The organism is Streptomyces sp. H51, from assembly GCF_035656535.1.
GTDB lineage: Bacteria > Actinomycetota > Actinomycetes > Streptomycetales > Streptomycetaceae > Streptomyces.
Genome location: NZ_JAYMHD010000075.1, coordinates 164,514 through 186,797, shown reverse-complemented (window position 1 = coordinate 186,797; position 22,284 = coordinate 164,514). Strand labels below are relative to the sequence as shown.

Annotated in this window: 22 protein-coding genes and 5 tRNA genes; 17 read left to right on the top strand and 10 right to left on the bottom strand. The window is 73.1% G+C overall.

Annotation, left to right across the window (positions count from 1 at the left end):
* Position 1 precedes the first annotated feature (1 nt).
* Positions 2 to 361 (bottom strand): hypothetical protein, encoded by a 360-nt coding sequence (locus VKA29_RS27480; RefSeq protein ID WP_324788676.1) that lies wholly within the window; start codon positions 359 to 361, stop codon positions 2 to 4.
* Between the two features lie 559 nt (positions 362 to 920).
* Between VKA29_RS27480 and VKA29_RS27475 the strand changes: the two genes are divergently transcribed.
* The 8 genes from VKA29_RS27475 (at position 921) to VKA29_RS27440 (ending at position 12,136) form a co-directional block, all read left to right on the top strand.
* Positions 921 to 1,964: a methionine ABC transporter ATP-binding protein gene (locus VKA29_RS27475; protein WP_324788675.1), complete on the top strand. Its 1,044-nt coding sequence runs from the start codon at positions 921 to 923 to the stop codon at positions 1,962 to 1,964.
* Positions 1,961 to 2,686, top strand: a complete 726-nt coding sequence (locus tag VKA29_RS27470) for a methionine ABC transporter permease (protein WP_324788674.1) — start codon at positions 1,961 to 1,963, stop codon at positions 2,684 to 2,686. The genes VKA29_RS27475 and VKA29_RS27470 overlap by 4 nt, the downstream gene beginning before the upstream one ends.
* 151 nt (positions 2,687 to 2,837) lie before the next feature.
* Positions 2,838 to 3,668, top strand: a complete 831-nt coding sequence (locus tag VKA29_RS27465; RefSeq protein ID WP_324788673.1) for a MetQ/NlpA family ABC transporter substrate-binding protein — start codon at positions 2,838 to 2,840, stop codon at positions 3,666 to 3,668.
* A 154-nt stretch (positions 3,669 to 3,822) separates the two neighbouring features.
* Positions 3,823 to 4,461, top strand: a complete 639-nt coding sequence (locus tag VKA29_RS27460) for a GNAT family N-acetyltransferase (protein WP_324788672.1) — start codon at positions 3,823 to 3,825, stop codon at positions 4,459 to 4,461.
* A 106-nt stretch (positions 4,462 to 4,567) separates the two neighbouring features.
* Positions 4,568 to 5,782 carry a precorrin-6y C5,15-methyltransferase (decarboxylating) subunit CbiE gene (gene cbiE, locus VKA29_RS27455; protein ID WP_324788671.1) on the top strand — a complete coding sequence of 405 codons (1,215 nt, stop codon included), beginning with the start codon at positions 4,568 to 4,570 and terminating at the stop codon, positions 5,780 to 5,782.
* 389 nt (positions 5,783 to 6,171) lie between these two features.
* Positions 6,172 to 9,849, top strand: a complete 3,678-nt coding sequence (gene cobT / locus VKA29_RS27450; RefSeq protein WP_324788670.1) for a nicotinate-nucleotide--dimethylbenzimidazole phosphoribosyltransferase — start codon at positions 6,172 to 6,174, stop codon at positions 9,847 to 9,849.
* Between the two features lie 166 nt (positions 9,850 to 10,015).
* Complete coding sequence (gene cobA / locus VKA29_RS27445; RefSeq protein ID WP_324788669.1) at positions 10,016 to 11,242, top strand: uroporphyrinogen-III C-methyltransferase; 1,227 nt, start codon at positions 10,016 to 10,018, stop codon at positions 11,240 to 11,242.
* A 75-nt stretch (positions 11,243 to 11,317) separates the two neighbouring features.
* A complete protein-coding gene (locus VKA29_RS27440; RefSeq protein WP_324788668.1) occupies positions 11,318 to 12,136 on the top strand; it encodes an RNA methyltransferase in 819 nt (272 codons plus the stop codon).
* A 30-nt stretch (positions 12,137 to 12,166) separates the two neighbouring features.
* On the opposite strand, the gene VKA29_RS27435 is transcribed toward VKA29_RS27440, so the two are convergent.
* Complete coding sequence (locus tag VKA29_RS27435) at positions 12,167 to 13,531, bottom strand: serine/threonine-protein kinase (RefSeq protein WP_324788823.1); 1,365 nt, start codon at positions 13,529 to 13,531, stop codon at positions 12,167 to 12,169.
* A gap of 196 nt (positions 13,532 to 13,727) precedes the next feature.
* Here VKA29_RS27435 and VKA29_RS27430 point away from each other — a divergent pair, with 196 nt between their 5' ends.
* The 4 genes from VKA29_RS27430 to VKA29_RS27415 all read left to right on the top strand — a co-directional run bounded on the left by VKA29_RS27430 (position 13,728) and on the right by VKA29_RS27415 (position 15,934).
* Positions 13,728 to 13,958, top strand: a complete 231-nt coding sequence (locus VKA29_RS27430) for a hypothetical protein (protein ID WP_324788667.1) — start codon at positions 13,728 to 13,730, stop codon at positions 13,956 to 13,958.
* A gap of 243 nt (positions 13,959 to 14,201) precedes the next feature.
* Entirely contained in the window at positions 14,202 to 14,396 is a 195-nt protein-coding gene (locus VKA29_RS27425) for a hypothetical protein (protein ID WP_324788666.1), read from the top strand.
* A 271-nt stretch (positions 14,397 to 14,667) separates the two neighbouring features.
* The gene (locus VKA29_RS27420; protein WP_324788665.1) at positions 14,668 to 15,579 is read left to right on the top strand and encodes an aminoglycoside phosphotransferase family protein; all 912 of its coding nucleotides are present in this window, start codon (positions 14,668 to 14,670) and stop codon (positions 15,577 to 15,579) included.
* A 73-nt stretch (positions 15,580 to 15,652) separates the two neighbouring features.
* Positions 15,653 to 15,934, top strand: coding sequence for a zf-TFIIB domain-containing protein (locus VKA29_RS27415; protein WP_324788664.1), 282 nt, complete (start codon positions 15,653 to 15,655; stop codon positions 15,932 to 15,934).
* A gap of 67 nt (positions 15,935 to 16,001) precedes the next feature.
* Here the strand turns inward: VKA29_RS27415 and VKA29_RS27410 are convergent.
* The 5 genes from VKA29_RS27410 to VKA29_RS27390 form a co-directional block, all read right to left on the bottom strand.
* Positions 16,002 to 16,073 (bottom strand) — tRNA-Val (locus VKA29_RS27410).
* Between the two features lie 23 nt (positions 16,074 to 16,096).
* Positions 16,097 to 16,168, bottom strand: a tRNA-Val gene (locus tag VKA29_RS27405).
* 19 nt (positions 16,169 to 16,187) lie between these two features.
* Positions 16,188 to 16,259, bottom strand: a tRNA-Val gene (locus tag VKA29_RS27400).
* A gap of 1 nt (position 16,260) precedes the next feature.
* A tRNA-Cys gene (locus VKA29_RS27395) sits at positions 16,261 to 16,334 on the bottom strand.
* 38 nt (positions 16,335 to 16,372) lie between these two features.
* Positions 16,373 to 16,445: transfer RNA gene (locus VKA29_RS27390), tRNA-Gly, on the bottom strand.
* A gap of 143 nt (positions 16,446 to 16,588) precedes the next feature.
* Here VKA29_RS27390 and VKA29_RS27385 point away from each other — a divergent pair.
* From VKA29_RS27385 to VKA29_RS27375, 3 genes are read left to right on the top strand one after another with little or no spacing between them, the layout of a single operon-like run.
* The gene (locus VKA29_RS27385) at positions 16,589 to 17,632 is read left to right on the top strand and encodes a chorismate-binding protein (RefSeq protein WP_324788663.1); all 1,044 of its coding nucleotides are present in this window, start codon (positions 16,589 to 16,591) and stop codon (positions 17,630 to 17,632) included.
* On the top strand, positions 17,629 to 18,450 hold the full coding sequence (locus VKA29_RS27380; RefSeq protein ID WP_324788662.1) for an aminotransferase class IV: 822 nt from the start codon (positions 17,629 to 17,631) through the stop codon (positions 18,448 to 18,450). Before VKA29_RS27385 ends, VKA29_RS27380 begins: the two co-directional genes overlap by 4 nt.
* Positions 18,451 to 18,505: 55 nt before the next feature.
* Positions 18,506 to 19,330 (top strand): GNAT family N-acetyltransferase, encoded by an 825-nt coding sequence (locus tag VKA29_RS27375; RefSeq protein ID WP_324788661.1) that lies wholly within the window; start codon positions 18,506 to 18,508, stop codon positions 19,328 to 19,330.
* Positions 19,331 to 19,352: 22 nt separating this feature from the next.
* On the opposite strand, the gene VKA29_RS27370 is transcribed toward VKA29_RS27375, so the two are convergent.
* Entirely contained in the window at positions 19,353 to 19,877 is a 525-nt protein-coding gene (locus VKA29_RS27370) for a DsbA family protein (protein WP_324788660.1), read from the bottom strand.
* A 209-nt stretch (positions 19,878 to 20,086) separates the two neighbouring features.
* Here VKA29_RS27370 and VKA29_RS27365 point away from each other — a divergent pair, with 209 nt between their 5' ends.
* Both VKA29_RS27365 and VKA29_RS27360 read left to right on the top strand, forming a co-directional pair.
* On the top strand, positions 20,087 to 20,530 hold the full coding sequence (locus VKA29_RS27365; protein WP_324788659.1) for a hypothetical protein: 444 nt from the start codon (positions 20,087 to 20,089) through the stop codon (positions 20,528 to 20,530).
* Positions 20,531 to 20,648: 118 nt separating this feature from the next.
* On the top strand, positions 20,649 to 20,840 hold the full coding sequence (locus tag VKA29_RS27360; RefSeq protein ID WP_324788831.1) for a hypothetical protein: 192 nt from the start codon (positions 20,649 to 20,651) through the stop codon (positions 20,838 to 20,840).
* A 66-nt stretch (positions 20,841 to 20,906) separates the two neighbouring features.
* On the opposite strand, the gene VKA29_RS27355 is transcribed toward VKA29_RS27360, so the two are convergent.
* Together VKA29_RS27355 and VKA29_RS27350 are read right to left on the bottom strand one after the other, a co-directional pair.
* Positions 20,907 to 21,467 (bottom strand): CGNR zinc finger domain-containing protein, encoded by a 561-nt coding sequence (locus VKA29_RS27355; RefSeq protein ID WP_324788658.1) that lies wholly within the window; start codon positions 21,465 to 21,467, stop codon positions 20,907 to 20,909.
* 227 nt (positions 21,468 to 21,694) lie between these two features.
* Positions 21,695 to 22,108, bottom strand: a complete 414-nt coding sequence (locus VKA29_RS27350) for an SsgA family sporulation/cell division regulator (RefSeq protein WP_004002642.1) — start codon at positions 22,106 to 22,108, stop codon at positions 21,695 to 21,697.
* Positions 22,109 to 22,284 lie beyond the last annotated feature (176 nt).

The window sequence follows — 22,284 nt, the reverse complement described above, 5'->3', positions numbered from 1 at the left end:
CTCAGCCTCCCCAGATGTCGTACAGCCGCACCTCGAGAACGGCGAGGACGACGGCGCCCGCGGCCACCGTCACCGACCCCCACCGGGTGCGCTCCGCCAGCGACATGAAGCCCGCCGCCGGAACGCAGGCGAAGGCGCCGATCAGATACGCCACGAAGATCGTCGTGCCCTGCTCCGGCTTCTCGCCCCGCGCCAGCTGCACGACCCCGATCACCAGTTGCGCCACGGCCAGCAGCGACACCACGGCCATACCGATGAAGTGCCAGTCCTTCGTCGGCTGGTCACGGTACGCGGCCCAGCCGCACCAGGCGGCGAGCAGCAGCGCGGCGACGCCGGTCACGAGCGTCAGGGCATCAAGCATGCAGTGACCTTATTACGGCCGATAACCCCTGGTGCGGCCACCCCCGCCGGGCTCCGGCCGGGCCCCCGCGCCGGCCCGGCCGCCGTGGCGTCGACCACAACCCGGCAGGCGCGCGGACTCGGCGCCGACCCGGCGGCGCGGCATCTTCGGGCCCCGTTTTCGCAGGTCACCGGCGGGGGAGTGGGGATCGCCGACCGTGGCCGACGAGTGTCCACCGGCGTCCACCATGCGGACATCGGTGCCGTGTCAGGACCGTACGCATGTTTAACTGATCGCATGACCACGACGAGCTGCCGCATTCCTGCGACCGAGGCGACCATGACGCCCGGTGCTCGTTGTATGTGTCGAATGTGCGCCTGCTAGAAGGCCCCCGCAGCGCCCCGGCCGCGTCGCACGACCGACGCGGGACCGAGCCTCGACGCGCACATGCCGTTCTCCCCGGTTCTCTCGCCACCGCGCGAACCGTGCCGCGTCCCTGAACGAACGCAACGAACGCAACGAACGCACCCGTGCCCGGGCACACCCACGCCCGCGTACTCGACAGTGACGGAAAACCCCAGTGATCACCACATCGGGCCTGACCAAGGTCTACCGGTCCCACGGCTCACGCGGCCGTGAGGTCACCGCCCTCGACGGCGTCGACCTGCATGTGCGCGAGGGCGAGGTGTACGGCGTCATCGGCCAGTCCGGCGCCGGCAAGTCCTCGCTCATCCGCTGCGTCAACCTGCTGGAGCGGCCCACCGCCGGCACGGTGACCGTCGACGGGCAGGACCTCACCGCCCTCGCCGGCCGCGGCCCGCGCGCCGGCCGGGAGCTGCGGCGGGCGCGCAGCCGGATCGGCATGGTCTTCCAGCACTTCAACCTGCTGTCCTCGCGGACCGTCCAGGACAACGTCGAGCTGCCCCTGGAGATCCTCGGCCGGCCGGCCCGGGAACGCTCCCGCAAGGCGCTGGAACTGCTGGACCTGGTGGGCCTCGCCGACAAGGCGAAGTCCTACCCCGCCCAGCTCTCCGGCGGCCAGAAGCAGCGCGTCGGCATCGCCCGCGCCCTGGCCGGCGACCCCAAGGTGCTGCTCTCCGACGAGGCCACCAGCGCCCTCGACCCGGAGACCACCCGCTCGATCCTCCGGCTGCTGCGCGACCTCAACCGGCAGCTGGGCCTGACCGTCCTGCTCATCACGCACGAGATGGACGTGGTCAAGAGCGTCTGCGACTCGGCCGCGCTGATGGAGCGGGGACGCGTCGTCGAGTCCGGGACGGTGAGCGAACTGCTCGCGACGCCCGGCTCCCAACTGGCCGCCGCGCTCTTCCCGGTGGGCGGCGAGGCGTCCGGGACGGACCGCACGGTCATCGACGTCACCTTCCCGGGCGAGGCCGCGACCCAGCCGGTCGTCTCCCGGCTCGCGCGCACCTACGACATCGACATATCGATCCTCGGCGCCGCCATCGACACCGTCGGCGGGCTCCAGGTCGGCCGCATGCGCATCGAACTGCCCGGCCGCTACGAGGACAACGTCGTGCCGATCGGCTTCCTGCGCGAACAGGGCCTGCACATCGACGTGCCGGCCGAACAGACCACACCGGTGAAGGAAGGTGCCTGGTGACCTGGGCCGAGATGCAGCCGCTGCTGTCGCAGGCGTGCTGGGACACCCTCTACATGGTGGGCTGGTCCACGATCGTCGCCGTCGTCGGCGGACTCCCGCTCGGCGTCCTGCTCGTCCTCACGGACAAGGGCGGACTGCTGCAGAACGTCGTCGCCAACAAGGTCGTCGGTCAGGTCGTCAACGTCGCCCGCTCGATGCCGTTCATCATCCTGATGGTCGCGCTGATGGGCTTCACCCGGACCGTCACCGGCACCACCATCGGCCGCGAGGCCGCCATCGTGCCGCTGGCCGTCGGCGCCATCCCCTTCTTCGCCCGCCTCGTCGAGACGGCCGTCCGCGAAGTGGACGGCGGGCTCGTGGAGGCCGTGCAGGCGATGGGCGGCAACACCTGGACCGTCGTGCGCAAGGTGCTCGTACCGGAGTCCCTGCCGTCCCTGATCTCCTCCACCACCACCACGGTCGTCGCCCTCATCGGATACTCCGCCATGGCCGGCACGGTCGGCGCCGGCGGTCTCGGCGACATCGCCATCCGCTACGGCTACCAGCGCTTCGAGACCGGGCTCATGTGGATCACCGTCGCGATCCTCGCCGTCGTCATCTCGCTCATCCAGTTCGCCGGCGACTACGCGGCCCGTTCCCTGCACCGCCGGGGCGGCCGGTCGGGCCCCGCGCCGAAGCTCCGGCTGCTGAAGTCCCGGACCGCGGCGGGCGAGACCGCCTGAGAACCCCGGGGCACCCCGACCACCCCTGAGAAACCCCGGGCACCCCGACCAGCCCTGAGAACCCCGGGCACCCCGACCACTCCCCGAGAGCCACCGAGAACCCCTGTCCACCCCGGCGGGGCAGCTCCACCCAAAAGGAAAGGCACTTTTCGTGCGCAACACCACCAAGATCACCACCGCCGTCCTCGCCGCCGGAGCCCTCACCTTCGGGATCACCGCCTGCGGCTCGGACAAGGGCTCGGCCTCCTCCGACGGCAGCGGACCGCTGGTCGTCGCCGCGAGCCCCACCCCGCACGCCGAGATCCTCACCTACGTCAGGGACCACCTGGCCAAGAAGGCGGGCCTCGACCTGGAGGTCAAGGAGTTCACCGACTACGTCACGCCGAACACGGCGACCGAGGACGGCGACGTGGACGCCAACTACTTCCAGAACCAGCCCTACCTCGACGACTTCAACAAGAAGAACGGCACCCACATCGTGCCCGTCGTCACCGTGCACCTGGAGCCGCTCGGCCTGTACTCCCACAAGGTCAAGAGCGCCGACGCCCTCAAGAGCGGCGCGACCGTCGCCGTCCCCAACGACACGGTCAACGAGGCGCGGGCCCTGAAGCTGCTCGCCGCGGGCGGGCTCATCACCCTCAAGGACGGCGTGGGCAACGAGGCGACCCCCTCCGACATCACCGGGAACCCGAAGAACCTCAAGTTCAAGGAGCTGGAGGCGGCCCAGACCCCGCGCTCCCTGGACGACGTCGACACGGCGGTCGTCAACGGCAACTACGCCATCGAGGCAGGCCTCAAGCCGTCCGACGACGCCCTGGTGCTGGAGTCCGCCAAGGACAACCCCTACGGCAACTTCCTCGCCGTCAAGAAGGGCAACGAGAACGACCCGCGCGTGCCTACGCTCGCCAAGCTCCTCACCTCCGCCGAGGTCAAGAAGTTCATCGAGGACAAGTACGACGGCTCGGTCATCGCGTCCTTCTGAGACGGCACGCGGTCAACTCGCCCGCACCGACGGGGTTCACTCCATCGCCCGGAGTGAACCCCGCGGTGCGGTTCAGTGCTTTCATGCTGCATGCTGGGCAGTTCCACAGACCCTGACGGATCTCGAAGACATTCCGACGTCAACGGAGCGGCGCATGACTAGCACCTTCCCCAACATCTCCATCAGCACGGAGCGGTTGGTGCTGCGTCCCCTCGACGAGGACGACGTGCCCGCCCTGACCGAGATGATGAACGACGAGCAGGTCGCGGCCTGGACCGACGTCCCGCGGCCCTTCACCGAGGAGGGCGCCCGCCACTGGATCACCGAGTGGGCGCCCGCCGAGCGCGCCGGGGGACGCGGTCTGGACCTCGCCGTCACCGAGTTCCTCACCCAACGCCTCGTCGGCATCGTCCAGCTGACGAAGACCGACTGGCACATCCGGTCCACCGAACTGTCGTACATCATCGCCCCCTGGGCGCGCGGCGAGGGCTACGCCTCCGAGGCCGCGCTCGCCACCGCCCGATGGCTCTTCGGCGACCGGAAGTTCGAGCGCATCGAACTGCGCACCGCCGCCGACAACACCGCCTCCCAGCAGGTCGCCCAGAAGATCGGCTGCATCAGCGAGGGTGTCCTGCGCAACGCCTGCATAGTCCACGTCCGCACCGAGGACGGCACCTGGACCGACGTGCGCAGCGACTTCATCGTGTGGAGCCTGTTGCCCGAGGACCTCGACGGCGTCGGCGAACAACTGGCCGACAGCGGCGGTTTCACCGCGTACCCCGACTGGAACTGAACCCAGGGGGCGGCCATGCCGCCGTCGCCCCGCCCGATCCACCGGATACCCTCACGGAGCCCGTCCGGGCTGCCCGATCCCGAGAAACCCCTGGAGACTGACGACGATGGCCGACCGCGTCACGGTGATCGGCTGGGACGGCTCGCCGCCGACCGCGGCGGCGCGCGCGGCCCTGGGCGCCGCCACCCTGGTGGCCGGTGCCGCACACCACCTGGCGCTCCCCGAGGTGCCGCCCGCCGCCGAGCGCATCCGCCTCGGCAGCCTCGCCCTCGCCGCCCGCCGCATCGCCGCCCACCGCGGCACGGCGGTCGTGTTCGCCGACGGCGACCCCGGCTTCTTCGGCGTCGTACGCACCCTGCGCGCACCCGAGTTCGGGCTGGAGGTCGAAGTCGTCCCCGCCGTCTCCTCGGTGGCCGCCGCCTTCGCCCGGGCCGGAATGCCCTGGGACGACGCACAGGTTGTCGTCGCACACCGCCGCACCCTGCGACGCGCGGTGAACGTGTGCCGAGCTCACACCAAGGTCGCCGTCCTCACCTCGCCGGGCGCAGGCCCCGCCGAACTCGGACTCCTCCTCGACGGCGTCCACCGCACCTTCGTCATCTGCGAGGAACTCGGCACCGAACGCGAGCAGGTCACCGTCGTCACCTCCGACAAGGCGGCCGACCACACCTGGCGCGACCCGAACGTCGTCATCGTCATCGGCGGCCCCGTCCAGCCCGGCGCCCCCGCGGAGGGCGGCTGGATCGCCGGACGCGACCCCGGCGCCGGCCCGCGCGGCTGGACGCAGCCCGGCGAGATCTACGGCCCGCTCGGCGAAGGCGAGACGGACCTGCTGCGCGCGGCCCAACTCGCCCGCCTCGGCCCGCGCGTCGGCGACCTGGTGTGGGACATCGGCTGCGGCAGCGGCGCCTTCGCCGCCGAGGCCGCGCGGGCCGGCGCCGCCGTCATCGCCGTCGACCGGGACGTGGAGGCGTGCGGCCGCACCGAGATCGCCGCCCGCCGCTTCGGCGTCCAGCCGCAGATCGTGCACGGCACCGCCCCGCACGTCCTGGAGAGGCTTCCCGAGCCGGACGTCGTGCGTGTCGGCGGCGGGGGAGCGGCCGTGGTCTCCGCGGTCGCCGACCGCCGTCCGCAGCGCATCGTCACGCACGCGGCGACCCGCGACGCCGCCGAACTCGTCGGCCGCGACCTGACCGAGCACGGATACCGGGTCGAGTGCGCCCTCCTGCAGTCCGTGGAACTCGACACCCGGGCCTGGACGGAGACGGAGCGCAGCGTGGCGTTCCTGCTCAGCGGCGTGCTCCGGGATCGCGCCCCGTGACTCCGCTCTCGTCCCAGTGATCCTGTTTTCCGCCCTCCCGGTGATCCGGTAGTCGCACCATGCGCGGTAGGCTGGCCGACCGTCGCACCGCACCGTGTCGCCCGGCGTTTCGTTCGTCAATGTCCGGAAAACACGCCCCGTTTGGGGCGGGTGTGGTACGGCAGAACCGGAGGACGCGCAACGTGGCGCAGTCCACAGCGGGCTGTCGCGGAACACGCTGTCGCGACGGGGGAACGGCCGCGACAATGCCAATCAATGGCTTTGTCGTCTTTGTGGACAGGCTGTTCGTGCCGCTGGGCACGCACGCTCGTTCTTCACTGCGGGACGGTCGGTGCGCCGTCCCCGGTGAGCTGGTCGTAGAAGCACTAACCGATGGGCGAGGGGTACGCATGACCGACACCGGCCAGGTCCCGGGCGAGGGACTGCCGGAGAACGCAGGCATGGTGGAGCAGCCGGGCGTACCCGCGCACGGCTCGTACACCTACCTCTCCGAGACCACCGCCCAGGACGAAGACCTGTTGCTGCTGCCGGGCGCCCAGGGCGCGTGGGGCAACGAGGTCGCCCCGCCCGCGCCGGAACCGGTCGTCGAGGCCGTGCACGAGCCCGGCCCGCACGAGACGGACGGCCGGGACACCGGCTCGGTCGACCTCGGCGGAGTCCGCCTGCCCGACCCGGCGCCGTCGGCGCCCGTCGCGCCGCGCCGCCCGCTGCACCTCGGCCCGCCCATCCCCGACGCCTCCACCAGTCCGGTCCGCTCCCTGGCCGACCGCGGCCCGGCCGGCGCGCCGGTGCGGCAGCCCGCCCCGTCCGTGCCGGCCGCTCCCGAGTACCTCGACGCCCACCAGTCGGCCCCGCAGGGTGCGACGCCCTGGGGGGCTCCGCCGCAGACCGCGGCGCAGGTTCCGGTGGCCGTGGGAGCGGTGACCGCCGAAACGGCCGGCCCGGCGAGCGGGCACTTCCCCGTGCCGACCTCGGTACCCGAGGCCCAGACCCAGGCCCAGACCCAGGCGCAGGACGGTACGTACGGCGTACCGGCACCGGTGAGCGTGCCCCCCGTCGTCGCGGAGGGCGGCCTCCCGGCCGGGGCTCCCGACGCGGGCGTCCCGGACGCCGCCGCCCCCGCCCCCGCCCCCGCGCCTGTCACGGACGGCGCCGTGCCCGCCGAGGGCGGGGCCGCCGCCGAGGGCGCCGCTCCGGCGGTCGAGGGCACGCCCGTCGCCGAACCGGCCGACCCCGGGACCGCGCCCGTCGCCGATGCCGCCCCCGAGGCGGCGCCCACGCCCGAGGCGGCGCCCACGCCCGAGGCGGCGCCCACGCCCGAGGCGGCGCCCACGCCCGAGGCGGAACCGACGCCTGAAACGGTGGCCGCGGAGACGGTCGTTCAGGAGGCGGTCGCTGCCGAGGCGATCGCTCCCGAGGAGACCGCTCCGGAGGCGGGTGCTCCGGAGGCGGTCGCCGCCGAGGTCGTTCAGGCCGCCGAGCCCGTGGCTCCCGCGGCCGGGGGCGCCCCCGCCGCCCACCCCGACCCGGTGCAGCCCGCGACCGCCGTACCCGGACCCGCCGTGGACGCCCCCGTCGCCGAGCAAGCCGTCCAGGAACCGGCGACCCAGGAGCAGCCAGTCCAGGACCAGGCCGTCCAGGAACCGGCGATCCAGGAGCAGGCCGAGCAGATGATCCCCGGTGCCCAGCCGGTCGTCGCGGCCGCCGTGGCGCAGCCCGCCGCCGAACCGCCCGTCGCGGAGCCGACCCGGGCCGTCCCGGGCGCGGACCCGGCCGCCGCCGCGGCCCCCTCGCCGGAGGTACCGCAGCCCTCGCACGCGGCTCCGGCCGCCGACGCCGTGGCCTCCGCGTCTCCGGCGGACCCGGCCGGGCCGCAGCCCGTGCCGCCCGTCGGCATCCCGGCCGCCCCGGCGCCGCAGCCGACCGCCGTCGCACCGGCCGGCCCGCAGACCCAGTCCGTCGACGTGCCCGCCGACGTGCCCGCCGTCGCCGTTCCCGTCGCCGAGCCCGCCGTCGCCGAGCCCGGTCAGGGCGAGGCCGCCGTCCTCCCGTCGGCGCTCCCGGACCAACCCCTCCCGGACCAGCCCCTCGGACAGTTCGTGCCCGTCGAGGGCTCGGTGCCCACCGCCCCGAACCTCGCGCCGGCCCCGCCGCAGGCCGTCACCCTCCCCACGGAGGAAGGACTTGCCGTGGAGCCCGTCGCGCCCGTCGCGCCCGCCGCCGCCCCGCCGGCGTCCGGTCCCGAACCCGTGCCGAACGGGGAGGCCCCGGAGGTCCGGGCCGCCGGCCAGGAAGAGGACGGCACCGCCGAGACGCCCGCCCGCCGGTCCACCGGCCCGGCCGCGCCCCCCTACGACGACGCCGAGCGCGAGGCCGTGCTGAAGGTCATGCGCGAGCGCCGCGACATCCGCAACGGCTTCCGCAGCGACCCGATCCCGCACGAGGTGCTGCTGCGCGTCCTGGAGGCCGCGCACACGGCCCCGTCCGTCGGGCACTCCCAGCCGTGGGACTTCGTCGTCATCCGCTCGTCGGAGACCCGCCGCAGCATGCACGAACTGGCCATGCGCCAGCGGGAGGCGTACGCCAAGTCGCTGCCGAAGGGCCGGGCGAAGCAGTTCAAGGAACTGAAGATCGAGGCCATCCTCGACACCCCGGTCAACATCGTCGTCACCGCCGACCCCACCCGCGGCGGCCGCCACACCCTCGGCCGGCACACCCAGCCGCAGATGGCGCCGTACTCCGCCGCGCTCGCCGTCGAGAACCTCTGGCTCGCCGCCCGCGCCGAGGGCCTCGGCGTCGGCTGGGTCAGCTTCTTCGACGAGCGCGAGATGGTCCGCGCCCTCGGCCTGCCCGAGCACCTGGAGGTCATCGCCTACCTGTGCGTCGGGTACGTCGACGAGTTCCCGGACGAGCCCGAGCTGATGCAGGCGGGCTGGTCCAAGCGCCGTCCGCTGTCCTGGGTGGTGCACGAGGAGACGTACGGCCGCCGCGCCCTGCCCGGCGAGGAGCCGCACGACCTGCTCGCCGAGACCGTCGCCCAGATCCGCCCGCTGGACGCCAAGGCGCTCGGCGAGGCGTGGGAGCGGCAGAAGCGCATGACCAAGCCGGCCGGCGCGCTCGGCATGCTGGAGATCATCTCCGCGCAGCTGTCCGGTCTGTCCCGCCAGTGCCCGCCGCCGATCCCGGAGCCCGCGGCCGTCGCGATCTTCGCCGGCGACCACGGCGTGCACGCCCAGGGCGTCACCCCTTGGCCCCAGGAGGTCACCGCCCAGATGGTGGCCAACTTCCTCGGCGGCGGCGCGGTCTGCAACGCCTTCGCCGGCCAGGTGGGCGCCGAGGTCTGCGTCGTCGACGTGGGCGTCGCCGCCGACCTGCCCGCCGCGCCGGGCCTGCTGCCGCGCAAGGTCCGCGCCGGCACCTCCGACATGACCACCGGCCCGGCGATGACCCGCGAGGAGGCCAAGCGGGCCATCGAGGTCGGTATCGAGACGGCCCGCGACCTGGTGGCGGCCGGCAACAAGGCGCTGCTGACCGGCGAGATGGGCATCGCGAACACCACCGCGTCGGCGGCCCTGATCTCGGTGTACACCGGCGCCGACCCGGCCGAGGTGACGGGCCGCGGCACCGGCATCAACGACGAGACGCTGGCCCGCAAGACCGAGGTCGTCCGACGCGCCCTCGAACTGCACCAGCCGGACCCGGCCGACCCCATCGGCGTCCTCGCCGCGATCGGCGGGTTGGAGCACGCCGCCATGGTCGGCCTGCTCCTGGGCGGCGCCTCCCTGCGTACGCCGGTGATCCTGGACGGCGTCAGCGCCGGTGCCGCCGCGCTGGTGGCCCGCGCGATCGCCCCCGAGGTCCTCGCGGCCTGCATCGCGGGCCACCGCAGCGCCGAACCGGGCCACGTCGCGGCGCTCAACAAGCTGGGCCTGCGCCCCCTGGTCGACCTCGACCTCCGCCTCGGCGAGGGCACCGGCGCCCTGCTGGCCCTGCCGCTGGTGCAGAGCACGGCCCGGGCGATGCACGAGGTGGCCACGTTCGACTCGGCGGGCGTCACCGAGAAGTAGACCGCGGCGGATCCGGGGACCGGGGCGGGGTGAGCAAGCACACCGTCGCCCCACCCCGCCCCGGCCGTACGCTGAGACCCACCCAGTGCCCACTAGAATCCGCACCTCAGGGCAGCTCCAGAGCAGTAGCGCCCACCGCCCCGCCTGGACGAGGAGCCGCACCTCCATGGCCGAACATCCCGCCTACCCCGTAGGCCTCCGCCTCACCGGCCGCAAAGTGGTCGTGCTCGGCGGCGGCCAGGTCGCCCAGCGACGCCTGCCGGCCCTCGTCGCGGCGGGCGCGGACGTCCTCCTGGTGTCGCCCGAGGCGACCCCCTCCGTCGAGGCGATGGCGGACGCCGGCGAGATCACCTGGGAGCGGCGGCGGTACGCCGACGGCGACCTCGCCGACGCCTGGTACGCCCTGATCGCCACCAGCGACCCGGCCGCCAACACCGCCGCGTCCGCCGAGGCCGAGCGGCACCGCGTGTGGTGCGTGCGCTCCGACGACGCCGACCTGGCCACGGCGTGGACCCCGGCCACCGGCCACAGCGAGGGCGTCACGGTCGCCGTGCTCACCACCGACGCGCGCGACCGCGACCCCCGCCGCACCGCCGCCATCCGCGACGCGGTCGTGGAGGGCCTGCGCGACGGCACCCTCGTCGCCCCGCACCACCGCACCCGCACACCCGGCGTCGCCCTCGTCGGCGGCGGCCCCGGCCACCCGGACCTGATCACGGTCCGCGGCCGTCGGCTGCTCGCCGAGGCCGACGTCGTCATCGCCGACCGGCTCGGCCCGCGCGACCTCCTCGCCGAACTCCCGCCGCACGTCGAGGTGATCGACGCGGCGAAGATCCCGTACGGGCGTTACATGGCCCAGGAGGCCATCAACGACGCGCTCATCGAGCACGCCAAGCAGGGCAAGGCCGTCGTCCGGCTCAAGGGCGGCGACCCCTTCGTCTTCGGCCGCGGCATGGAGGAGGCCCAGGCGCTGGTCGACGCGGGCATCCCGTACACGGTGGTCCCCGGCATCTCCAGTTCGATCTCGGTGCCGGGCGCGGCCGGCATCCCCGTCACCCACCGCGGCATCACCCACGAGTTCACGGTGGTCAGCGGCCATGTCGCCCCCGACGACGAGCGCTCCCTGGTCGACTGGGCGTCGCTGGCCAAGCTGACCGGCACCCTCGTGATCCTCATGGGCATCGACAAGATCGGGAAGATCGCCGAGACGCTGGTGGCGCACGGCAAGTCACCCGACACCCCGGTCGCACTGGTCCAGGAGGGCACCACCGCCGCGCAGCGCCGCGTCGACGCGACCCTCGCCACGGTCGCCGAGACCGTACGCGCCGAGGACGTGCGGCCGCCCGCGGTCATCGTCGTGGGCGAGGTCGTGAACGTGGGCCCCGTAGCCTGATCCCGAGTAACCCCGGGTAACACAACCCGCTCCCAGCCGTTGGCACCGCTTCCAGGACAAGGCAGTATCACCCCTGTGGCCGATCTCATCACCGTTGAGGACCCCGCCGACCCGCGCCTGCGCGACTACACGGGCCTGACCGACGTCGAGTTGCGCCGCAAGCGCGAACCCGCCGAGGGCCTGTTCATCGCCGAGGGCGAGAAGGTCATCAGACGGGCCAAGGAAGCGGGCTACGAGATGCGCTCGATGCTGCTGTCGGCGAAGTGGATCGACGTCATGCGCGACGTCATCGACGAACTCCCCGCGCCCGTCTACGCCGTCAGCCCCGAACTCGCCGAGCAGGTCACCGGCTACCACGTCCACCGCGGGGCGCTCGCGTCCATGCAGCGCAAGCCGCTGCCGACGGCGGCCGACCTGCTGCAGACCGCGCGCCGGGTCGTCGTCATGGAGTCGGTCAACGACCACACCAACATCGGTGCGATCTTCCGCTCCGCCGCCGCCCTCGGCATGGACGCCGTCCTGCTCTCCCCGGACTGCGCCGACCCCCTCTACCGCCGCAGCGTCAAGGTCTCCATGGGCGCGGTCTTCTCGGTGCCGTACGCCCGCCTGGACACCTGGCCCAAGGGCCTGGAGTCGGTCCGCGAGGCCGGCTTCACGCTCCTCGCCCTCACCCCGGACGAGAAGGCCAGGACCCTCGACGAGGCCGCCCCGCACACGATGGACCGGGTCGCGCTGATGCTCGGCGCCGAGGGCGACGGCCTGTCCACCCAGGCGCTGGTGGCCGCCGACGAGTGGGTCCGCATCCCCATGTCCCACGGGGTGGACTCGCTCAACGTCGGTGCCGCGGCCGCGGTCGCCTTCTACGCGGTGGCCACCGGCCGCCCCCGGACGTGACCCGGCGGAACCCGCCGGCCCGGTGACCGGCTAGCCCATCGGGTCGCGGCCCGGTGCCGGCTGCTGCTGGTGCTGCCGTACGACGACGCCGTCGCCGCCCAGCCCCCGCGACGGCCCCTGGCAGCCCTGCGCCGCGGCGATGCCGAGCGCCACCAGCAGCGTCACGACGACGAACACGACCAGCCGCTGTCGCAGCAGCCGCGGGTTCGCCGGGCGGCGTCCCGTTCCCGTGTTCCTGGGCGCCGGGCGGCCGGTGCCGCTGCGCGGGCCGGGCCGGCCTCCGCCGTTGGAGCCGGGGCCGGGGCCGCGGCGCTGGGCGGGCGTCGGCCGGCCACCGGTCCGCGGGGACGTCGCGCTGCCGCCCCGTGAGGCGCTGCCGCCCCGCGACGGCACCCCGCCGCGGGCCGGCGTGGCGCCCCTGGAACCGGACGCGGCGCCACGCGGGGGAGGGGTCCCCTGCGGCTGCCGCAGTGTGCGCTGCTGCTCCGGATAGGTGTCGGCGAGCCGTCCGGTGGGCCGGTCCGCCCCGCCGGTGCGCTGCGCGGGCGGGCGCACGTCGGTGAGCACGTGTGCCTCGCGGGCGGCGATCTCCTTCAGCCGCAGCGACAGCTGGAGCGTACTGGGCCGCTCCTCCGGGTCCTTCGCCAGGCAGGCGCGCACGAGCGGGGCCAGCGCGTCCGGGACGCCGTGCAGCTGCGGCTCCTCGTGCACCACGCGGTACAGCATCACCTCGGAACTGCCGTGCCCGAAGGGCGAGTCGGACGTCGACGCGTACGCCAGCGTGGCACCGAGCGCGAACACGTCGGTGGCGGGCGTCACCGCGGCGCCGCGCACCTGCTCCGGCGCCAGGAAACCGGGCGAGCCGACGGCCGTGCCGACGTGCGTGAGGGTGGAGGCGCCGGTCGCCCAGGCGATGCCGAAGTCGATGATCCGCGGCCCCTTCGGGGACAGCAGGATGTTGGACGGCTTCAGGTCCCGGTGGACCACGCCTGCCTCGTGGACGGCGACCAGGCCCTCCGACAGGGCCGCCCCGATCGAGGCGACCTCCGCCGCGCCCAGTGGCCCCTCGTCGGCGACCTTGTCGTGCAGGCTCGGGCCGGGGACGTACTGCGTCGCGAACCACGGCCGGTCCGCCTCCAGATCGGCGGCCACGAGCCGGGCCGTGCAGCCGCCGCGGATGCGCCGGGCCGCCGAGACCTCGCGGGCGAAGCGCGAGCGGAACTCCTGGTCCTCCGCCAGGTCCGGCCGGATGACCTTCAGCGCGACCCGCTGGCCCTTCTTGTCGGACCCCAGGTACACCACGCCCATGCCGCCCGCGCCGAGCCGTCTGTGAAGCCTGAACGAGCCGACGACGCGCGGGTCCTCGCGCCTCAGGCGCATCATCGCCATGTTCATCCCCGCTGCCCGGTCCGTCTGACGTGCCACAGCTTACGTTTCCACGGCCGCCCGCGGGCAGAGGCCGCGCCCTCCGGCGGAGACGGATTGTCAGTGGCGGGTGGAACACTTGAAGTGTGGTCAGGGACGCCACGGACGCCGGGGGTTCGCCCTCCCGGTACGTCCAACCGCCTGAGAAGGATGGGGGATTGGGTCCATGAAGGGTGATCGCGTGGAGATCGTCGTGGATGCCGGGGACACGACGCGGACGTACGAGGTGATCGCGAGCCGGGCCGGTCGCCGGGTGGAGACGGCGGTGCGGCGGGGCGTGGTCGAAGTGAGCGAAGTCACCCGGAACGGATCGGTGGTGCGAACCGCGCGGTTCATGGCGAACCGGGTGCTCGCCCTGGTCGAACAGCCGGTGCCGCGGGAGGACCGCTCGGAATGAGGCGGGGCACACCAGGCGTCCCCTCGGGGAAGACCCCGAGTCGTAGGGCCCTGTCTCCACCCAGGGGAGTAGTCGGCAGGCCACGGCTCATCCTCGGGGAGGCCCGGCAATCGGTACGAAGGCATGACGTGCGGCGTGGGCCGGACGCCTAGATTTGAGGTCAAGCGGCGGGTGCAGCACTCGTCCCCCGAGGTCAGACACCCGCCGCTACCACGACAACCGAGAACGGTCGGGAGAGGGACCATGGCCCACACGGCACCGCGGACAGTGCTCCGCACGCAGGGACGCTTCGGGTGTCCGCGCCGCACGGGCCGCCGCCACCCCCTGGTGGCGACGCTCATGGCCCTTCCCCTGGCGGCGCTGCTGCTCCTCGTCTTCGACGGCTGGGAGACAGTGGCCACACAGGCGTCGTCCGTGGGCGTGATGCTGGGGCGCTGAGCGGCGACCCCAGGCCCGGAAGAGCGGTCCGGGCGGGGACATCCACCCATGAAACCCCGTGGGGACGGGGGTGCGGCGGACGGCACAAATGCCGGCGCAGCTGGGGAGCTGCGCCGGCATTGCTCTTTCTGTGCGGCGGGTGACGGGAGCGCCCGCCGCCGACCGTGCGGGGCCGACGGGCGCGTGTGCCGCGCCCACGGCGTGCCGGGGCAGGAGACGCGCGGCTCCGGCGTGCGTACGCTCGGCAGATCCGCACGCCCTCAGGAGAACCGTGACCGACCTCGCCGAACTCGCCGCGCTCGCCGTGCGGGCCGCCCACGCGGGGGCGCCGGCCTGCTGCCGAGGGGACACGGTGACGCTGGCCGACCGTGGTGACGCGACCGTCGTGCGTCATGGCGGCGTCGTCGCCAAGGCCCATGCCGCGGACGCCGGAGACGGCCTGGCGGTTCGTCTCGGCGTGGCCGCGCGGCTCCCCGGAGTGCTGCTGCCGCCGCTCGGGCCGGATCCGGTGCGACTGCGCGGGCGACCCGTGACCTTCTGGCCGTACGGGAGTCCCGTGGACCCGGACGACCCCGACTCCGCTCCGTGGGAGGCCGCGGCCACGCTCCTGGCCCGGCTGCACCGGGTATCCGCGCGGGGCCTGCCCGTCATGCGCGGTCCCGCCAAGGCCGCGCGGGCCGTCGGGCGGCTGGCCGGCGTCCCGCATCCGGCCGTGGCGCCGGTGCTGCGGGCCTGGGGGCGCCTTCCGGCCTGGGCGCGGGCCGAGGCCCCCATGCCGGACACCGGTACCCTCTGCCACGGCGACCTCCATCTCGGTCAGCTCGTCCGGCACGAGGGGGCGTGGCTGCTGATCGACGTCGACGATCTGGGCGGTGGCGTCGCGGCGTGGGACCTGGCACGGCCCGCGGCCTGGTACGCCTGCGGGTTGCTGTCCGGCGAGGAGTGGGGCCGTTTCCTGGCCGCCTACCGCCTGGCCGGCGGCCCCGCCGTGCCGGCCGACGGTGACCCGTGGGACGCCCTGGACGTGCCGGCCCGTGCCCTGACGGTGCAGACCGCCGCCCGCGCCGTCGCCAAGGCGGTGGCGGAGGACCGCCCCCTGGACGAGGCGGAGGTGTGCACGGTCGACGCCTGTGCCCGGATCAGTGACCTCCCGCCGGAGCGCGTTCGCGGAAACCCGACGTAAGGTGCAACCGACCGGAGCCGGACGGAGTCTGTCCCGGCGATACGCGAAACACGGGCGAGGAGTTGAGCCGACGATGCAGTGTCCGAAGTGCCATGCGCCGATGCACACGTACAACCGCAACGGCGTCCAGATCGAGCAGTGCAGCGGCTGCCGCGGGATCTTTCTCGACTACGGCGAGCTGGAGGCCCTGACCCGCCTGGAGTCCCAGTGGTCCCAGCCGGCGCCACCGCCCCCGGCCGCCCCGCAGGCGTACCCGGCCGCCCCCGCCTGGGGCGCCCCGCACGGCGGCGGGCACGGGCACTACGGCGGCCACCACCGTCACAAGAGCTTCGGCCACATGCTGTTCTCGAGCTGACCCTCAAGCTGCCCCTGAGCTCGACCACGAAGAAGCCCCCGGCCGCTGGGCCGGGGGCTTCGGTGCGTGGACGATACTGGGATTGAACCAGTGACCTCTTCCGTGTCAGGGAAGCGCTCTCCCGCTGAGCTAATCGTCCTTCATGATCCGAAGATCACTGCGTGCGCGATACTGGGATTGAACCAGTGACCTCTTCCGTGTCAGGGAAGCGCTCTCCCGCTGAGCTAATCGCGCGGGGGATCCGAAGATCCAGTGGACGATACTGGGATTGAACCAGTGACCTCTTCCGTGTCAGGGAAGCGCTCTCCCGCTGAGCTAATCGTCCTTGGAGGTGGAGACGGGATTTGAACCCGTGTAGACGGCTTTGCAGGCCGTTGCCTCGCCTCTCGGCCACTCCACCAGGAGTGGAGGGGGTCGGGAGATCCCCTCGTTCCTTCGAGCGGACGACGAGGCTCGAACTCGCGACCTCAACCTTGGCAAGGTTGCGCTCTACCAACTGAGCTACGTCCGCCTGTCGTTTCGGTACGCTCTCGCGTCCCGGCGACGTGTTGAACTCTAGCGGATTCCCCGGCCAGCACAAAAACGCGTTTGTGCAGCGTGCTGCGCTGCACCTGGTCAGGGCCCGCGAACGGACCCGCGCCCTACACTCGACGGGTGCTCGACCTGCCTCCTCTGGCCCGCTTCGGCGACCGCGTCGCCACCGGGCTCCTCGACGTCACCGACGATCCCGCGGCTCTGGACTCCAGCGGCTTCTGGGCCGTCTGCGCCGACTTCGAGGGCCGTCTGACCTGCGCCCGCTTCCGCGACGTGCGACGCGAACCGGTGCCCGCCCCGGTGCCGGGCGCGTGGCGGGGCCCGCGGCCGGGCGACTGGTCGTCGTCGCTGGACCGCGCCGCGTACACCGCGGGCGTGCGGCGGATCCGGGAGCACATCGCGGCCGGCGAGGTCTACCAGGCGAACCTGTGCCGGGTGCTGTCCGCGCCGGTCGCCGCCGACGCCGACGTGGACGCCCTGAGCGCCCTGCTGGCGCGCGGCAATCCGGCGCCGTACGCAGGAACGATCCGGCTGCCGGGGCACGGGGTCGAGATCGCCACCGCCTCGCCCGAGTTGTTCCTGCGCCGGGACGGCCGGGTCGTCGAGTCCGGCCCCATCAAGGGCACCGGGCGCACCGAGGCGGACCTCCTGGAGAAGGACCACACCGAGAACGTGATGATCGTGGACCTGGTGCGCAACGACATCGGCCGGGTCTGCGCCACGGGCAGCGTGACCGTGCCCGACCTGTGCGCGGTCGAGAAGCATCCGGGGCTCGTCCACCTGGTGTCCACGGTGCGGGGCGAGTTGCGTGCGGACGCCGGCTGGCCCGAACTCCTCGGTGCCGCCTTCCCGCCCGGCTCGGTGACCGGCGCGCCCAAGTCGAGCGCGCTGCGCATCATCGACGCCCTGGAGACCGCGCCCCGCGGGCCGTACTGCGGCGGCGTCGGCTGGGTCGACGCGGACCGGGCCGTCGGCGAGCTCGCCGTGGGCATCCGCACCTTCTGGGCCGACCGCCATGAGGGCGTACTGCGGTTCGGCACCGGCGCGGGCATCACCTGGGGCTCCGACCCCGAGGCGGAGTGGCGGGAGACCGAACTGAAGGCGGCGAGGCTGCTCGCGATAGCGTCGGGGGCGTACGACGTGAGGGAAGAGGGACTGACGTGAAGATCTGGCTCGACGGCGGGCTGCGGGACACCGACTCCGCCCGTGTCTCCGTCTTCGACCACGGGCTGACCGTGGGCGACGGCGTCTTCGAGACGGTGAAGGCCCTGGACGGCCGCCCGTTCGCGCTCACCCGGCACCTGGACAGGCTGGCCCGGTCGGCGCGGGGCCTGGGGCTGCCCGACCCGGACCTGGACGAGGTCCGCCGCGCCTGCGCCGCCGTTCTCCAGGCCAATCCGATGCCGCTCGGCCGGCTGCGCATCACCTACACCGGCGGTCACGGCCCGCTGGGCTCGGACCGGGGGGAGCAGGGGCCGACCCTCGTGGTCGCCCTCGGCGAGACCGGCCGGCGCCCCGACTCCACCGCCGTCGTCACCGTCCCGTGGACGCGCAACGAGCGCTCCGCGCTGGCCGGGCTGAAGACCACCTCGTACGCCGAGAACGTCGTCGCCCTCGCCCGCGCCCACCGGGAGCACGCCTCCGAGGCGCTGTTCGCCAACACCGTCGGGCAGTTGTGCGAGGGCACCGGCTCCAACGTCTTCGTCGTCCTCGACGGCGAGATCCACACCCCGCCGCTCGCCTCCGGCTGCCTCGCGGGCATCACCCGCGAGCTGACCGTCGAGTGGACCGGCGCGAAGGAGACCGACCTGCCGATGGACGTGCTGCGGCGGGCGGACGAGGTCTTCCTCACCTCCACCCTGCGCGACGTCCAGGCCGTGCACCGCGTCGACGACCGGGAACTCGCGGGCGCGCCGGGCCCGGTGACCGCCAAGGCGATGCGGATCTTCGACGAGCGGTCCGGTGCCGACCTGGATCCGTGAGCGTCCGCCGAAAAATCGGCTGACGGGCGCCCGTACGCCGGGTAGAACTCCTCTGATGACCACGACCCTGCGGCCGACCGAGCCGCTTCAGCGTGCGGCCGACGGAGCGCGTTCACGCCACTACCAGGTGTGCGTGAACAGCCGTCCCGTCGGAGCCCTGCACCTCGGCACCACCGCCGCCTTCGGCGACGCGGTGGCGCGGATACTGGACCTGCGCATCGAGGAACCGGACCGCGGCCGCGGCCGCGGCACGGTGGCCGCGCTCGCCGCCGAGGAGGTGGCCCGGGGATGGGGCAGCCGGCAGATCGAGGTGGCCGTCCCCGCCGGGGCCGAGGCCGCCCTGCGGCTGGTCGAGACCCTCGGCTACGTCCCGCGCAGCCGAGGCATGGAGAAGCGGCTCGGCCGCACCCCTCCCGCGCTGCCCGCCGGCAGCGTGGCCCGGCCCATGACCGAGGCCGAGTTCGAGGAATGGTTCGCCCACCAGTCGGAGGACTACGCGCGGGTCTGGATGGAGCGGGGCGTGCCCGAGCGGGAGGCGTACGCCAAGTCACGGCACGACCACGAGACCCTGCTGCCGCGGGGGATGGCCACCGACGGGACGCGCATCAGCGTGCTCGAGCACGAGGGGACGCGGGTGGGCACTCTGTGGGTCGCCATCCAGGAGGAGAACGCCTTCGTCTTCGACGTCGAGGTAGAGGAGGCCCACCGCGGGCACGGACACGGCCGTACGCTCATGCTCCTCGCGGAGGCGCAGGCGATCGCCGCGGGCAAGGACGTCCTGGGACTGAACGTCTTCGCCGACAACACCCCGGCCGAGCGCCTCTACGAGTCGCTCGGCTACCGGACGACGCGGTACTCCCTCTACAAGAGCCTGCTCTGACTGAAGGGACCTGCCCCGGACCTCAGTCCTGTGCGGCCAGCAGCCGGTCCGCGATCTCCTCGATCCGCTCGCGCAGCCCTTCCTGGCTCTTGCCGCCGTCCAGGCGCTCCCCGCCGATGACGTACGTCGGAGTGCCGGTCACGCCGATCGCCTTGCCCTCGGCCTGATCGGCGTCGACGATCAGGATGTGCCGGCCGTCGATCAGCGCGGTGTCGAACTCCTCGGCGTCGAGACCGAGTTCGCGGGCCGCCTCGACCAGGAAGGGTTCTCCCGCACGGGTCAGCTCCTCCACCCGGCCGAGCACCGCCTCGACGTAGGGCCAGCCCTGCCCCTGCGTCAGGGCCTCCTCGGCGGCCTGCGCGGCGGCGAAGGCGTGCTGGTGCTTCTCCAGCGGGAAGTGGCGCAGCCGCAGCTCCAGCCGGTCGCCGTAGCGGGCCCGCAGCGCGCGCAGGTCCTCCAGGGCGGTGCGGCAGTCGGGGCACTGGAGTTCGCACCAGACGTCGAGGACAACGGGCGCGGCGGGAGATGCGGAGGAGGTGTCGCTCATGGCCGACAGTCTCCCAGCCCGGACGCCGGCGACCCAATCGGGCCCTTACGGGACGGCGGGCGGCAGCGGCCGCGTCCGGCACCCGCGGAGGAAGCCGACCCGGAGATCTCCCTGATGTCCGACTCGGAGCATGGCCCGGCGGGGTTCGGACGGTGCAGGATGGAAGGGACGAAGCGCCCCGCCCGACCGAGCCCTGCCTGGAGGACCGGATGATTGCCGAGACCGTCTGTTCCGCCCTCTCCGCGGCCGGTTTGGGCATCGCGGCGGTGACGGCGTACCGCAAGCGCTTCCTCGCGGCGGCCCGCATCGCCGCGTACGCGCTCGTACCCGTCGCTCTGGTGATGACCGGCATCGTGGACTGGGTGGCGGGCACCGCGTTCAGCCCCACCGCCTGGGCGGGCTTCGGGCTGCTCGGCGCCGCCTGGCTGCTGTTCGCGTCCACGCGCGCCGTGGAGCGGCGCCGGGGCGGCACCCGCAAGGAGCGCAGGCAGGCCAGGGCCGCGCAGCGGCGCGAGGCGGCCGCCCCGGAGGCGTCCGCGCCGGCCCTGGGGCCGTCGACGCGCCCGGCTGCCAGGCCCGCGAGCGCGCCCCGCACGAAGTCCGCGGACGACTTCAGCGACATCGAGGCCATCCTCAAGAAGCACGGCATATGACCCGTCCATGACGACCGAAACGACACAGTGGATCAGCGCCGTGTCCTGAAGTGATCACGTGCGTACCGGACGTCACGGAATTCGGCGAACTGCCGGTCTTTTCGGGCGTGTTGATCGCGTGGAGGGTCTCGTCTGCGTCATCATCGGCCGCGAGATGCTGGACACGAAACAGAGCGATGCCGCGCCTCCGTCTCAGGACGAGCCGCGCGGATGCCTCTTCGCCCTTTCCCAGCCACCGCTGATGATCTTCCTTGCGGTGATCGGGTGTCTGCTGCTCATGGCCTCGTTGCACGACCTGCTGTTGCTGTGAGCCGTACCCGTGGCCCCCGGCGCCACCCGCCGGGGACCACGTCGACGCCGATGTCCGGCCCCGCCCTCAGCCCGCGGCCTCCTTGCGCCGGGCCCGGTAGGCGGCCACGTGCAGGCGGTTGCCGCAGGTGCGGCTGTCGCAGTACCGGCGCGACCGGTTGCGGGAGAGGTCGACGAAGGCGCGCCGGCAGTCGGGTGCCTCGCAGCGCCGCAGCCGTTCCTGCTCCCCGGCCACCACGAAGAACGCCAGCGCCATCCCGCAGTCGGCCGCCAGGTGATCGGCCACCGAGGCGCCGGGGGCGAAGTAGTGCACATGCCAGTCGTAGCCGTCGTGGTCCGTCAGGCGGGGGGTGGTGCCCGCCGCGGCGACCAGCTCGTTGATCAGCCCTGCGGCCGTCCTCGCGTCGGGGGCCCCGAAGACCGCCGTGAACAGCTCGCGGATCTTGCGCACCGCCGAGAGGTCCAGCTCCGAGAGCACTCCGACATCGCTGATCTCGTGGTTTCGTACGAATTCCTGGAGGGCCGCGACATCGGGCAGCGCGTCCGGATTCGCGTCCTCCTCCGGCGCGGTGTTCACCAGATCCACCACGGTGTCCAGCGCGCACCGGGTGTCGTGGGTGATCAGCACGTTTCACTCCCTGCCGTGGCGGTCGGTCGGGTGTGGGACCCGCCTGATGCTGGCCGATGGTAGTGGCTCGGGAGCGTGCCGTATCGGTCCGGTGCCTGGCGGCGCGCACGCCGGCGCCGTCCCGCGGCGAAATCGCGGCGACGGCGTCGGTGCGTACCCTATGCGGTTGTCCTGGCCCGTTCCGTCACCCCGAGTCGACGGCGCCGGGCGGCTTGTGAGGGTCTCGTCTAGCTTTCCGCCAGGATGTGGGAGAGCTCCTGGTCGAGGTCGAAGTGGCGGTGTTCCGTGCCGGGAGGCACGGCGGCGTCCGTACGCTTCAGGAAGGACTCCAGGGCCCGCGCCGGGGCCTCCAGCAGGGCCTCGCCCTCCGGAGAGCTCAGGGCGATGCACACGACGCCCTGACCGTGACTGCGCGACGGCCAGACACGTACGTCGCCGGTGCCCGTGGGCCGGTGAAGGCCTTCCGCGAGGAGGTCGCGGGCGAACACCCACTCGACGGTCTCCTCGGCTCCGGTGTGGAAGGTGGCGTGCACGGCGTAGGGGTCGGCCGTGTCGTACCGCAGGCCTGCGGGGACAGGCAGGGAGGACTCGCTCGACACAACGAGGCGCAGGTGCAGCTCGCAGCTGACCGTGGTGTTCATAAGCGCCAGGGCCTTTCGCTCAGTGTGCGCTCGGGGATTCGCACGTCGGCGAAATCGACATGCCACCTACGGTGCCGTTGTAAACCCCTCTGAGGGTTTTGCGTGGCTTTACGTAACTCTTCCGGCCGAGAACCGCTTGGTACGGTACGGCCATTACGGTGACGCGTTTCTCTCGG